This window comes from Streptomyces sp. WELS2 (assembly GCF_013870595.1).
Lineage (GTDB): Bacteria > Actinomycetota > Actinomycetes > Streptomycetales > Streptomycetaceae > Streptomyces.
On the sequence record NZ_JACBWZ010000127.1, the window covers coordinates 1 to 12,062 of the forward strand.

The 12,062-nt window shown below is 72.0% G+C and carries 13 protein-coding genes, 1 tRNA gene and 1 pseudogene; 10 read left to right on the top strand and 5 right to left on the bottom strand.

Features of this window, described 5'->3' with window-relative positions:
• Nucleotides 1-66: 66 nt before the first annotated feature.
• A complete protein-coding gene (locus tag H5J33_RS10985; RefSeq protein ID WP_181794710.1) occupies nucleotides 67-501 on the bottom strand; it encodes a helix-turn-helix domain-containing protein in 435 nt (144 codons plus the stop codon).
• 217 nt (nucleotides 502-718) lie between these two features.
• Between H5J33_RS10985 and H5J33_RS10990 the strand changes: the two genes are divergently transcribed.
• The 4 genes from H5J33_RS10990 to H5J33_RS11005 all read left to right on the top strand — a co-directional run bounded on the left by H5J33_RS10990 (nucleotide 719) and on the right by H5J33_RS11005 (nucleotide 5,308).
• Entirely contained in the window at nucleotides 719-2,122 is a 1,404-nt protein-coding gene (locus H5J33_RS10990; protein ID WP_181794711.1) for an MFS transporter, read from the top strand.
• A 421-nt stretch (nucleotides 2,123-2,543) separates the two neighbouring features.
• Nucleotides 2,544-3,725 carry an acyl-CoA dehydrogenase family protein gene (locus H5J33_RS10995; protein WP_181794712.1) on the top strand — a complete coding sequence of 394 codons (1,182 nt, stop codon included), beginning with the start codon at nucleotides 2,544-2,546 and terminating at the stop codon, nucleotides 3,723-3,725.
• A 122-nt stretch (nucleotides 3,726-3,847) separates the two neighbouring features.
• Nucleotides 3,848-4,708, top strand: a complete 861-nt coding sequence (locus tag H5J33_RS11000) for an NAD(P)H-binding protein (protein WP_181794713.1) — start codon at nucleotides 3,848-3,850, stop codon at nucleotides 4,706-4,708.
• Between the two features lie 111 nt (nucleotides 4,709-4,819).
• Complete coding sequence (locus H5J33_RS11005) at nucleotides 4,820-5,308, top strand: pyridoxamine 5'-phosphate oxidase family protein (RefSeq protein WP_181794714.1); 489 nt, start codon at nucleotides 4,820-4,822, stop codon at nucleotides 5,306-5,308.
• A gap of 99 nt (nucleotides 5,309-5,407) precedes the next feature.
• On the opposite strand, the gene H5J33_RS11010 is transcribed toward H5J33_RS11005, so the two are convergent.
• The gene (locus H5J33_RS11010) at nucleotides 5,408-6,082 is read right to left on the bottom strand and encodes a DUF7019 family protein (protein WP_181794715.1); all 675 of its coding nucleotides are present in this window, start codon (nucleotides 6,080-6,082) and stop codon (nucleotides 5,408-5,410) included.
• 165 nt (nucleotides 6,083-6,247) lie between these two features.
• Here H5J33_RS11010 and H5J33_RS11015 point away from each other — a divergent pair, with 165 nt between their 5' ends.
• The 5 genes from H5J33_RS11015 to H5J33_RS38330 all read left to right on the top strand — a co-directional run bounded on the left by H5J33_RS11015 (nucleotide 6,248) and on the right by H5J33_RS38330 (nucleotide 10,560).
• Nucleotides 6,248-6,817 carry a GNAT family N-acetyltransferase gene (locus tag H5J33_RS11015; RefSeq protein WP_181794720.1) on the top strand — a complete coding sequence of 190 codons (570 nt, stop codon included), beginning with the start codon at nucleotides 6,248-6,250 and terminating at the stop codon, nucleotides 6,815-6,817.
• Between the two features lie 62 nt (nucleotides 6,818-6,879).
• A complete protein-coding gene (locus H5J33_RS11020; protein ID WP_181794716.1) occupies nucleotides 6,880-7,605 on the top strand; it encodes a dienelactone hydrolase family protein in 726 nt (241 codons plus the stop codon).
• A 242-nt stretch (nucleotides 7,606-7,847) separates the two neighbouring features.
• Nucleotides 7,848-8,615, top strand: coding sequence for a HEAT repeat domain-containing protein (locus H5J33_RS11025; protein ID WP_399552806.1), 768 nt, complete (start codon nucleotides 7,848-7,850; stop codon nucleotides 8,613-8,615).
• Complete coding sequence (locus H5J33_RS11030) at nucleotides 8,609-9,640, top strand: MerR family transcriptional regulator (protein ID WP_181794717.1); 1,032 nt, start codon at nucleotides 8,609-8,611, stop codon at nucleotides 9,638-9,640. The genes H5J33_RS11025 and H5J33_RS11030 overlap by 7 nt, the downstream gene beginning before the upstream one ends.
• A gap of 128 nt (nucleotides 9,641-9,768) precedes the next feature.
• Entirely contained in the window at nucleotides 9,769-10,560 is a 792-nt protein-coding gene (locus H5J33_RS38330) for a 3-deoxy-7-phosphoheptulonate synthase (RefSeq protein ID WP_309485376.1), read from the top strand.
• Here H5J33_RS38330 and H5J33_RS11040 read toward each other — a convergent pair.
• From H5J33_RS11040 to H5J33_RS11050, 3 genes are all read right to left on the bottom strand, one after another.
• Nucleotides 10,461-10,793, bottom strand: a complete 333-nt coding sequence (locus H5J33_RS11040) for a DUF3140 domain-containing protein (RefSeq protein WP_181794718.1) — start codon at nucleotides 10,791-10,793, stop codon at nucleotides 10,461-10,463. The genes H5J33_RS38330 and H5J33_RS11040 overlap by 100 nt on opposite strands.
• A 6-nt stretch (nucleotides 10,794-10,799) precedes the next feature.
• Nucleotides 10,800-11,030, bottom strand: coding sequence for a DUF2945 domain-containing protein (locus H5J33_RS11045; protein WP_181794719.1), 231 nt, complete (start codon nucleotides 11,028-11,030; stop codon nucleotides 10,800-10,802).
• A 555-nt stretch (nucleotides 11,031-11,585) separates the two neighbouring features.
• Nucleotides 11,586-11,659: transfer RNA gene (locus tag H5J33_RS11050), tRNA-Pro, on the bottom strand.
• A gap of 184 nt (nucleotides 11,660-11,843) precedes the next feature.
• Here H5J33_RS11050 and H5J33_RS11055 point away from each other — a divergent pair.
• A pseudogene (locus H5J33_RS11055) lies at nucleotides 11,844-12,062 on the top strand (DUF309 domain-containing protein); the annotation flags it as partial.

The following is a 12,062-nucleotide window of genomic DNA, read 5'->3' on the forward strand; positions in this document are numbered from 1 at the left end:
AGGCCCCCCTGCCGCGCCGCACCCCGTGACCGGCCCGGTCACCGCGCGCCCGAAAGCCGCCTGTCCTCAGGACGCCTCCTCACTGAACTCGGTGCGCCGGTCGTACTCGGCGCGGGCCATCGCGATCTCCTCCTGATGCTGCTCCGTCCAGTCCACCAGCGCCTGGATCGTGTCGTGCAGCGTCACGCCCAGCGGCGTCAGTTCGTAGTCCACCCGGGGCGGCACCACCGGATGGACGGTGCGGCGCACCAGCCCGTCCCGCTCCAGCTGGCGCAACGTCACCGTCAGCATCCGCTGGCTGATGCCCTCGATGCTGTGGCGCAGCTGGTTGAAGCGCAGGCTGCGGTTCTCCAGCAGCGCGATGACCAGAAGCGACCACTTGTCGGCGACGCGGTCCAGGATCTGGCGGACCTCGCACCCCTCGCGGACGTCCCACTGAAGGATGTTGTAGTCCTCGGTACCCGAGCAGTGCCTCGGTGACTTTAAAGTGCCTTCTTCCATGAGGCCTCAGCTTGCCCCATGATTCCGACAGTTACAAGTGGGAACCGGCAGGCTCTCGCGTAACCGGGGTGCGCACCCGTGGAATCGAGCCCTTTCCCTCGGTTTCTCTCATCCATGTCCGGGCTCCGCGGATTTTCCCGCGTCCGTCCCTCAGACTTTCTCAAGGAGAACCTCAGTGTCCACAGTGCAATCCCCATCGGGCGGCGACACCGATCGCATGAGCGGGCGCGCTTGGGGCGTGCTGTTCGTGCTGTGCGGCGCGATCTTCCTGGAGGGCATCGACGTGGCCATGCTCAATGTGGCCCTCCCGTCGATCCGTGACGACCTCGGGATGTCCACCGGCACGCTGCAGTGGGTCATGAGCGCGTACGTCCTCGGCTACGGCGGGTTCATGCTGCTCGGCGGCCGGGCGGCGGACCTCTTCGGCCGGCGCCAGATGTTCGTGTTCTGGCTGGTGGTGTTCCTGCTGTTCTCAGGCCTGGGCGGACTGGCGACCGAGGGCTGGATGCTGCTCGTCGCCCGGTTCGTGACCGGTATCGCCGCGGCCTTCATGGCCCCGGCCGGCCTGTCGATCATCACCACCAGCTTCGAGGAGGGCTCCCAGCGCAACAAGGCCCTGCTGGTCTACTCCGGCACCGCCGCCGGCGGCTTCTCCATCGGCCTGGTCATCGGCGGTCTGCTCACCGCGGTCAGCTGGCGGTGGGTGTTCTTCGCCCCGGTCATCCTCTCGGCGGTCATCCTGCTCGCCGCCGTCGCCCTCATCCCCAAGTCCCCCCGCCCCGACCGGCAGGGCCAGCCCGTGGACCTCGCCGGCGCCATCACCGTGACCGGCGCGATCCTGCTGCTGGTGTTCGCCGTCGAGCGCGCCACGCACGTCGACGCGATCTGGACGGCCGGCACGGTCGCCGTCAGCCTCGTGCTGTTCATCGCGTTCACCGTCGTCGAGCGCAAGTCGTCGGCACCGCTGGTGCGGCTCGGCCTCTTCCGGCACGGCGGACTGGTCCGCGCCAACCTGGCCGCGCTGCTCTTCTCCGGCGGATTCTTCGGCTTCCAGTTCATCGTCACGCTCTACCTTCAGGAACTGCGCGGCTGGTCGACCCTGCAGACCAGCTTCGCGATGATCGTGATCGGCATCGACACGGTGCTCTCGCCGACGCTCACGCCCAAGCTGGTCGACAAGTTCGGCAACGCCCGGGTCATCTTCGGCGGACTGGTGCTGGCCTCCCTGGCGTACGCCCTGATGCTGCCGCTACAGGTCGACTGGACCTACGCGCTGATGTTCCCGAGCCTGCTCGTGCTGGGCCTGGCCTTCTCCCTCACGTACGGCCCGCTCACCATCGCCGGCACCGAGGGCATCGAGGAGGAGGAGCAGGGCGTCGCCGGCGGTCTGCTGTACACCAGCTTCCAGTTCGGCGCCGCGATCGGTCTGTCCGCGGCCGCCGCCGTCAACATCGCGGCCACCGACGGCTCCTCGCCCGGCGAGCTCCTCGACGGCTACAAGGCGGCCCTGATCGTGCCGCTGGTCGCCGCGCTCGGTGCCACGCTGATCAGCACCTTCGGCCTGCGCAAGCGCGCGGACGACGTGACCGGCGCACCCACGCCCGCCTCCGTCGAGGTCTAGCCGGCACCCGTAGCACCCGTAGCACCCACAGCGACCGGACACCCGGTCCCCGTACCGCGCCGCCCTGGCCGAACCCCCATCGGGCCAGGGCGGCGCCTTTGTGCGCGGACCGAGGTGTCCGGCGCATTCCGGTACGGGCCCGCCGGCCCGTTCTCTTTTCCCGCCGGATATTCGGGGATGTTTCCGCCGGACCGGCTGTTTCACCGGCGGGGATTACCGGAGACTTCTCGATTACCGGGGTGTGACCGCCCCTGGGGAAGAATGAAGTCACGCGAGCTTCCCCGGGAAATACGCCCGGCGGGAAGGACACGCTTTTCCACGCCTTCGCGGGGGCCGCCCCCGGCGCCGGGCCGTCGTACCGCACGGACCGGACCCGAGGGCTCCCCCCACCCCAGACGGACGAGACTGCTCAGGAGGCAGCATGACTACGACGGACAGCGCCGTCGCTTCGGTGCTCGACGAGGTGACGAGCCTGGCCGCGACGCTTCGGGACAGCGGACCCGAGGCCGAGGCACGCCGCTGGATCCCGGAGGCGAACGTCGATCTGCTGGAGAAGGCCGGCGTCTACCGGCTGACCGTGCCGCGCCGCTTCGGCGGTCTGGAGGCCCCGGTCGCCGACCAGGCCCGGGTCCTCACCGAGATAGCCCGCGCCGACACGGCCACCGGCTGGGTGTCGATGATCTGGCTCGGCAGCGTCTGGATCGTCAGCCAGTTCCCGGACCGTACCCAGGAGGAGGTGTTCACGGGCGGCTCCGCCCGGGTCTCCACGGGCTTCACCCCGTCGGGCACCCTCACCCCCGCCGAGGACGGCGGCTACACCCTGAACGGCACCTGGAAGTGGCTGACCGGCTGCCGCGGCGCCCAGTGGGCCGTCCTCGCCGCCCTGCTGGAAGGCCCGGACGGCACCCCCGTCCCGCACGCGGCCCTCGTCCCGGTCTCCGACATCACCATCGCCGACGACTGGCACGCCGCCGCCGCGGCCGGCACCGGCAGCTCCAGCGTGACCGCCGCGAACGTGACCGTGCCCGCCCACCGCGTGGTCAGCCTGATGGAGATGCTCACCGGATCCACCGGCGACCGCTCCAACACCGGTGCCACCGGCAGCAACTACGCGCTGGTCCCGCTGATCATGGCGCACGGCGCGGCCGTGTTCCTCGGCATGGCCAAGGGCGCGCTGGAGCTGTTCCTGGACCGGCTGCCGGGACGTGGCATCACCTACACCTCCTGGACCGACCAGAGCCAGTCGCCGGTCACCCAGATCCAGGCCGCCACCGCCGCCAACAAGATCGCCGCGGCGGAGGCGCTCCAGGAGGGCTGGCTGACGCTCCTGCAGACGCACGCCGACGCCGGCACCCAGCCCTCCGTGGCGGAGCGGGCCGAGGTCCGCGGCCGGGCCGCCTTCGCGGTCCAGCTGGCCAAGGAGGCCGTCGACGGGCTCTACGAGGCCAGCGGGGCCTCCGTCATCATGCGGGACGTCCCCTTCCAGCGCTTCCACCGCGATGTGCGCGGCCTCGCCCTGCACGCGCTGTACGCGTTCAACACCAACATGGAGGTGCACGGCCGCGCCCTTCTCGGCCTGGCCCCCGACACCCCCTTCCTGTGATCCGCCCGGCCCTCGGGCCGTCGCACTGAGTTCCCCTGTGCCCGGGCCGCTCGTCCCCGACGGGGCGGGCGTCCCGGGCACGGCCATGTCATGTCCGTACGCGAACACCCCGGGAGAAAGCGATGAGCAAGAACACCGGCGACAGCGCTCCGACCGTCCTCGTCCTGGGCGGCACCGGCAAGACCGGCCGCCGCCTGACGGGCCTGCTGCGTGAACGCGGCGCCCACGTGCGGGCCGCGAGCCGCAGCGGCGACGTGCGCTTCGACTGGGACGACCGCTCCACGTGGGAGCCCGCGCTCACCGGCGCCCAGGCCGCCTACCTGGTCGACATGCAGGACAAGCCGGGGGCCTGGGACGCCGAGGCCCACATCCGTGAACTCGCCAAGCTCGCCGTGGAGTCGGGGGTGCGCCGGCTGGTGCTGCTCCAGGCCCGGGTGACCGAGCCGGTGGGCGGCAAGTCCCTGATCGCCGGCGAGCGCGCGGTCCAGGAGTCGGGTGCCGAGTGGACCGTGCTGCGGCCCAACTGGTTCAACCAGAACTTCGACGAGGGCGTGCTGCTCGACGGCGTCCTCGCGGGCGAGCTGCGGCTGCCCGCCGGCGACGGCAGGGAGCCCTTCGTGGACGCCGACGACGTGGCGGCCGTGGCCGCGGCGGCGCTCCTGGAGGACGGCCACGCGGGACAGACGTACGAACTGAGCGGACCGCGCGCGCTCACCCTCGCCGAGGCCGCGCGGGAGATAACGAAGGCCTCCGGACGGGAGATCCGCTACGTCCCGGTCGGCCACGAGGAGTACGTCGACGAGCTCGTGGGGTACGACGTGCCCGCGGACTACGCGCGCTTCGTCGCCGACCTCGTCGGCCAGATCCGGGACGACAAGAACTCCGTTCCCACGGACACCGTACGACGCGTGCTCGGACGCGAGCCGCGCGATTTCACGGAGTTCGCCGCACGGGCCGCGGCGGCCGGCGCGTGGAACGTCTGAACGGACGGTATGGCAGGGGTCAGTCGGTCACTTCAAAGTGCCTTCTTCCGCACCCGGAAAACTCCGGGCAAGCTTGCCGGAGTTGAATGAACAGAGATAGGAGCCGTCGTCATGGCGACCAAGGTCGACTCGTTTTCCGAGATCGCCGACAAGTTCTTCGAGTACATCAGTGACATCCGTTACTGCACCATGATCACGGTGGACAAGAAGTCCCGTCCCAGGGCCCGTGTCCTGCTGCCCATCTGGGAAGTCGTCGACGGCAAGCCGGTGGGCTGGCTCGCCGCGTACAAGACGCCGGTGAAGGTGGCGCACCTGGCGAACAATCCCCACACGACGTACTCGTACTGGAATCCCCGGCAGAACGCCGTATTCATCGACAGCGTCTCCACCTGGGCCGAGGACATGGAGACCAGGACCTACGCCTGGAATCTGTACCAGAAGGGAAGTCCGGCCGGCGTCGGGTACGACCCGTACAACTTCTGGAGCGGCGGTCCGGCCGACCCGAAATACCATGTGCTGCGCATCGATCCGTGGCGGGTGCAGGTGCTGCGCGGTACGGACCTCAGCAGCCGGATCTGGACGGACGAGAGCCGCCCCTGACCGGCCCGCGAGCCCGCGGCCACCGCCCACCGCGGGCTCGTCGGACCACACGGTCCTGCGGCGCCCCCTCCCGTCACGGAACGCGCGGCGCCTGTGCCCTCATCCGCCCGGCCGCTCCTCCGGCAGGGCCACGTACAACGGCGTCCCGACCACCACCTCCCGCCGCAGCCCCGTCTCGTCGGTCACCCTGCCGCGCAGCAGCTCCCGCGCCAGGAACTCGCACGGCATCGCCGGCCCGGCCGGCCGGTCGCACATCTTCGCCACGTCGTGCAGCACCCCGTTCCCCGGCCGCGCCACCGGCGCCCCGCCCGCCTCCGCCCGCGAGGCGTCCAGCAGCAACGGGTACAGGGACGGCAGCCACGAATGCCCCACCCGCCGGTCCGCCGCCGCGCCGTGCCCCACCAGATGGTGCACCGACCCCACCAGCGCGACCAGCGTGTCCCCCGCCGTCCCCGACATCAGCACGGGCCCCTCGGCCATCCCGTTCCACGACACCCTGAGCCCCGCCTCGCCCCGGAACCAGGAACCGGCCTCCGTCTCCCCCTCGGCCCCCGACGACATCCATCCGACGGCGTACTCCCGCTCCAGGAACTCCTCCACCGCATCCAGCCGCTCGTACGGCCCGGCGTCCTCACGCGCGGGCCGCTGCACGGACACCCCGGCGACCTTCAGATCCACCTTCGCCTCCGCCGCCAGCCCCGACAGCCGCTTCCGCGGAATCTGCGCGTGCAGCATCCCCACCTTCGCCTCGGACACGTACAGGTAGTACCGCAAGCCCGCCTCCCTCGCCTCAACGACCTTGCCAGGATAGGCAGTTGCACTCCGCCCCGATCCTGAACGGGGCTGTCGGGCGCCGCCGTAAAAGGCGTGGCCGCCCGCCGGCCGTGATGCGACGATCAGGTACGCCACTTGATCCACATCCGCATGCCGGAGGCCCGTATGGACGTCACCCCGCTGCTGCCGTTGACCACGCCCCGGTTGACGCTGCGTCTGTTCACCCCCGGCGACGCCGACGACCTGTACGCCTACCAGAGCCTGCCGAGCGTGGCGCGCTACTTGTACCGGCCGGCGCACACGCGGGAGCACAGTGCGCAGGTCGCGGCCGAGCGCGCGGCGCACTCGGTCTGGCGCGCCGACGGGGACAAGCTGGCGCTTGCCGTGTGCCGGCACGGCGAGCCCCGCCTCCTCGGCGAGGTGACGCTCACCCTGGCCAGTGCCCACGCCGCCCAGGCCGAGATCGGCTGGACTCTCGACCCACGTCACCAGGGACACGGCTATGCGACGGAGGCGGCCGAGACGCTGGCCCGGTTCGCCTTCGACACGCTGGGCGTGCACCGGGTCTACGCACGGCTGGACGTGGAGAACACCGGCTCTGTGCGGGTCTGTGAGCGCCTCGGGATGCGCCGGGAGGCACACCTGGTCGAGAACGACCTCGACGGGGACCGCTGGGGCAGCGAGTACGTCTACGCGGCGCTGGCCGCGGACATCCGCCGCCAAGCCGGCGGTTGAGCCTTCTGCCGGCCGCAGAACACCGGCCCGACCCGGCTCGACGATCATTACAGTCCAGGCTCATGACGACGGTTACGACGCGCACGATCGAATACGCGGCCGACGGCCTGACGATGACCGGGCACCTCGCGCTCCCGGCCGGTACCGGCCGCCGGCCCGCGGTCCTGGTCGGGCCCGAAGGGACGGGACTCAGCGACGTCGAGCGCCACCGGGCCGAGGCGCTCGCCGAGCTGGGATACACGGCCCTGGCCTTCGACCTCCACGGCGGACGCTACCTGAGCGACCCCGAGGAGATGCTGGCGCGTTGCATGCCGCTGCTCGCCGACCCCGACCGGATGCGAGGCATCGGCCACGCGGCGCTCGACGTGCTCCGCGCCGAGCCACGCACCGACCCGGACCGGATCGCCGCCGTCGGCTACGGCACCGGGGGCGCCATCGCGCTGGAACTCGGGCGCGACGGCGTCGGCCTGCGCGCGATCGCGACGGTCAACGCACTGACCACGGGCCGGCCGGGCGAGGCGGCGCGCATCCACTGCCCCGTGTGGGCCGGGGTCGGCTCCCTGGACCCGATCATGCCGCCCGCGCAACGGGACGCGTTCACCGCCGAGATGGAGGCTGCGGGCGTCGACTGGCGCCTCGTCGTCTACGGCGGCGCCTTGCACGCCTTCCACCACCCACCGGTCGACCACACCGTGCGCCCCGGCGTCGGCTACCACCCACGGCACGCGGAGCGAGCTTGGCGCGACATCGTCGCCCTGCTCACCGAGTGCCTGCCCCTGGCGGAGTGACCTGAGGCGGGGACGGCCCGTCCGCCGCGTGACCTCCGCACCGCCCGTTCCGGCAGGGCGCGAGATGTCGTTGCCGCGCGCGGACCGGACCGGCCCCGGAGCCGACCGGTCCGCGCGTGGCCCCGGCATCCAGGACGGCCCCGGAGCCGCCGCCGTACACGAGCGGGCCCCGGTCTCCCGCGCGGGAACCCTCCGCGTCCTTGACGTTGACACTGTGACAAGGTGTTGCCTGGGCGCAGGAGGTGGTTTCGATCAACCCGACAAGCGGAACCCAGCGGAATACCGGCGTCGCCGCCGCCCTGAGCGCCGAGAGCTCCTCGGTCAGGCTGCAGGCGGCCCTGGCGGCCGGCTCGACATCCGACTCCGGCTTGCTGGAGACGCTCGTCGAGCGGTGCGCGGTCGAACCGGACTTCTTCGTGCGGGACATGCTGTCCTGGGCGCTGACCCGCCTCCCGCCGGAGGTCACCCTGCCCCGGATTCGCCTGGAGCTCGCCTCCGGGCGGGCTCAGGCCCGCGGTCAGGCACTGCACACGCTCTCGAAGATCGGCGACCGGAGCGCGTGGGCCTGGATCACCCGCTCCATGCTGCGGGATCCCGACGACGAGGTCGCGCGGACCGCGTGGCGGGTCGCGGTCGCCCTCGTGCCCGCGCACGAGAAGAAGGCGCTCGTGGAGGAACTCGTCACGCAGCTCGGCCGCGGGGACCGCGAGGTGCGGCTGAGCCTGAGCCGGGCCCTCGTCGCGCTCGGCGACCTGGTCGACCCCGCGTTGGCGAAGGCCGCGGCGAGCCCGGATCCGGCAGTGGCCACGCACGCCAAGGCCACCGAACTGCTCCGGCGCAACCCGGAGACGGGGTTCGACGCGGCCGTCGAGGAGGCGAGACGAGTCGTCGCACTCGGCGGGGACCGGGCCGCCGCCGTGGCTGTCACGGAAGTGGCCCGGACCACGGAGCGGACCGGGCCGGGCGGAGTCGCCGGGACCGCGAACACCGCGGAGACCACGGGGTGCTGATCGGTGAGGTGGCCCGCCGTTCGGGCGTGAGCCCCCGGATGCTGCGGCACTACGACGCCCTCGGGCTGGTGCGACCGACCGGCCGCACCGTCGGCGGCTACCGCGAGTACTCCGCCGAAGACGTCCGCAGGATCTTCCACGTCGAAAGCCTGCGGTCCCTGGGGCTCTCGCTCAAGCAGATCGGACGCGCGCTCCAGGACCCGGCCTTCGAGCCGTCGGCCGTGGTCGGCGACCTCATCCGGTGGACGGAAGACCGCTTGGAACGGGAACGGGAACTGCTGGAGCGGCTTCGCGCGATCGACGCGTCGGCGCCTGCCGGCTGGCAGGACGTCCTGCGCCTCGTCGAGCTCATACAGGGGCTCACCTCGGCCAGCGCCGCGCGCAGACAGCAGACCGTACTGGCCCCGCCGGAGGGCGCCTCGGCTCCGGCCGACCTTCTGGCCAGGGCGGTCCTCGCCGAGACCGACCCCCATGTCGCGGGCGCCCTGCGCTGGGCGCTCGCCCGATCGGACGGCGACGGCATGGCGGCGCTGACCGCCGGCATGCGCTCCGAGGATCCCGCCGTCGTCCGGCGCGCGGTGCTGGCGATCGCCGGGATGGCCGACGTCCCCGGCGCGGCCGCGGTGCTCACGGAGGCGCTGGACGACCCGGACGCGACGGTGCGCGGGCAAGCCGCTCTCGTGCTGGGCAGGCGTGGCGTGACGGCGGCCGTGCCGGCACTCGTCGCCATGGTGGTCGAGGGCTCACACGACGTCGAAGCGGCGGAGATCCTGGGAACGCTGGCCCGGGACCCCGACCGCGCGGATCGGATCACGACGGCACTGGGCGCCGAACTCGCGGCTTCCGCCACGGGCTCCGCAGCGCGGATGCGTCTCGCCCAGGCGCTGATCGAACTGTCGGGGACCATCGGGCAGGACGTCCTGCGCCGACTGGCCCGCGACGACGACCCGGCTGTCGCTCGTCTCGCCTGCGCCTTCGCCTCGACTGCCGGCCGGCGCTCCCCCGGGGTCCGGGAGGACACCTGACCGTTTTCCAGGACGTTCCGTCGGTCGTGTCCGTCACTCCGTGCGCCCCTCCGTCTTCCCCCCGGACGAGACCCGCCTGTACCGCTCACCGCGGCCCGGTACGGCCGGGCCGCCGGGACCAGCGGGCCGTGCCGGAAGGCGGCGAGGCCGACGACCGTGGCGCAGTCGTCCATCACGCCGGCCACGCACACCTCGGTGCCGTCGGCGGTACAGGGTGCCGGCCATCGACTTCGCCGCCGGCCGCGAGACCGCTTCGGTGGAGGTCGGACCGCATCCCCAGCGCATCCGCCTCGGTCACACGCGGGCCGACTGGCCGTCACCGGCGGGCGGTTGACGCCTCCGCACGGTCCCGGCCGCCACGACGGCACGCCGCCGTCCGCTTCCGGTGGAGGCGAGAACCTCCGCCCCGTGTCCTGGCGCGGTGCGCGCTCGGCAAGCCGCACGTCGTACAGGTGGGTGACTACGCCGAGGACCCGGACGCGTCGGATCCGCGAACGGTACGGCGCACGGTGGCGCTGATCGACGCGCTGGCGGGCGTACGGCAGATGAGCACCGGCACCCCCGCGGTGCGCGTGGGACGGATGGCGGGGCAATACGCCAAACCCCGTTCCCGGCCGGTGGAGACGTGGCCGTGCTGCCTCCGGTGGACACGTCGGGGTGGCGGGAGGAGGACATCCGCCACCACACGCACCGCGTCCGGGACATGTTCACCGCGACCCCGCGTCACTGGCCGTCCGGCTGACAGACCCCTCTGCCGGGCCGGATCCCCCGGGCCCGGCACCGGGTGGCGGGCGCCACCGGCTCACGTGGCCGTCGACCGTCAGGCCAGCGGATCATGGCCCCAGTTCATCAGGGAGTGCCGCCACCGGGTGTCCCGTACGTCTCCCGGCGGCCGCTGGGCCAGATGGCGGCGGATGTAGCCCACCACCTTGCGCATGTGCAGATAGTCGTCGTCCGTGAGGTCGCTCTTCCTCGCCCGCAGGATCTGCGTGATGCGCCGCCCGGACGCGTGGCCGGTGGACTCCCCTCCCCCTTTGTGCTGCCCGGCGGCGCGGGACTCCTCCGACTCCAGCCACGAGTCCAGTTCGGCCGGTGTCATGTTCACCAGGTCCCGGAAGCCGTCCCAGATCTCCTCGCGTTCGTCCTCGTCCACGCCGCCTCACCTCTTCTTCCTCAGCGCGGAAGGCTTGTGGACCGCGGACCCGCCGGACTTGTCGCTGCGGACCTGGTACTGCGGTTCGTCCGGCGAGGCGTCCACCGTACGGCCGGCCGCCTCGGTACGTTGCGTGATCTTCTTCTCCACCTCGCCCTCGGCCTGGCCGCCATGGCTCTTCCAGGTCACCCTGTCGCCCTTCTTCGACTTGCTGCCCTCGTCCCGTTTCTTCGCCATCGGGCATCTCCTTCGCGGACGGCGGGACTGCTCTTCCAGCGTGAGGGCACCGCGCCCTGCTCGCAGCTTCGATCGCCGGCACCGGTGGGGCTCCTTCGTGCTCTCCTGCCCGCCGCCGGCCGCGTCATCGTGCCGGGGCCGTGCGGAGTGCTCCTCGGACGGTGCCGCTCTCCGGAGGTCACGGCTGCCGCCGCCGTTCCTCGTGCCGAGCGGCGCACTCGGTGTCCTGGTAGGCCAGGGACCGCATGAGGGATCCCACGGGGTAGAGGTGCGCCTTGTCCTTCCGCGCGGCGGGGAGCGCGAAGGCTTCGCCGAGGGTGTTCGGATGCCGCCACAGCGGTGGCGGCGTCCGGGTCCCGGAGATCCTCGAGGAGATGCCGGCGCCACAGAGCCCGAACCTTTTCGTGACCGGCCACGCCAACACACGGTTCGTCCCGCAGTGGCCGTTCACCATCTGCGGCCGGGAGGGCTCCGGTCCCCGACTGGTCCCCACAAACGATCGAGGGCCGGTTTCGGAAACCTCCGAAACCGGCCCTGACCTGCGACTCTCACAAGTCGGGACGACAGGATTTGAACCTGCGACCCCTTGACCCCCAGTCAAGTGCGCTACCAAGCTGCGCCACGTCCCGTCGCACTGCCTCGCGGTGGCCCGCGTGATCGTGCGGACAGCACTTTACCCCACGTCGGCGGGTGCGCCGAAGAGGGCCGGACAGGGAACCGCACAAGACGGGGCAAACCGTGCACATCGGTCGAGCAGGGGGCCGGGGCGGGGCAAGGGCGCGGCGGGGAACACGGCGGGGCACAATCGGCGGTATGACGAACTCGGGGGCATCGGATGCCAGGGACCGGGACACGGCCGGGCGGGCCCGGAACGCGCGGCCCCGGGACGGGCTGGGGCGTCCCCTGCCCTACGGCGTCGAGGGTGTTCCCCGGCAGCCGGAGGGGGTGCTGCGGGCGCCGGGGGAGACCGTCGCCGAGGCACAGGCGCTGCTGGCGGCCGGGCGGCCGTTCCACGCGCACGAGGTGTTCGAG

What these genes read in the sequence shown, in the direction of transcription:
- H5J33_RS10985 (WP_181794710.1), bottom strand. Translation starts at nt 501, where the DNA reads ATGGAAGAAGGCACTTTAAAGTCACCGAGGCACTGCTCGGGTACCGAG.
- H5J33_RS10990 (WP_181794711.1), top strand. Translation starts at nt 719, where the DNA reads ATGAGCGGGCGCGCTTGGGGCGTGCTGTTCGTGCTGTGCGGCGCGATC.
- H5J33_RS10995 (WP_181794712.1), top strand. Translation starts at nt 2,544, where the DNA reads ATGACTACGACGGACAGCGCCGTCGCTTCGGTGCTCGACGAGGTGACG.
- H5J33_RS11000 (WP_181794713.1), top strand. Translation starts at nt 3,848, where the DNA reads ATGAGCAAGAACACCGGCGACAGCGCTCCGACCGTCCTCGTCCTGGGC.
- H5J33_RS11005 (WP_181794714.1), top strand. Translation starts at nt 4,820, where the DNA reads ATGGCGACCAAGGTCGACTCGTTTTCCGAGATCGCCGACAAGTTCTTC.
- H5J33_RS11015 (WP_181794720.1), top strand. Translation starts at nt 6,248, where the DNA reads ATGGACGTCACCCCGCTGCTGCCGTTGACCACGCCCCGGTTGACGCTG.
- H5J33_RS11020 (WP_181794716.1), top strand. Translation starts at nt 6,880, where the DNA reads ATGACGACGGTTACGACGCGCACGATCGAATACGCGGCCGACGGCCTG.
- H5J33_RS11045 (WP_181794719.1), bottom strand. Translation starts at nt 11,030, where the DNA reads ATGGCGAAGAAACGGGACGAGGGCAGCAAGTCGAAGAAGGGCGACAGG.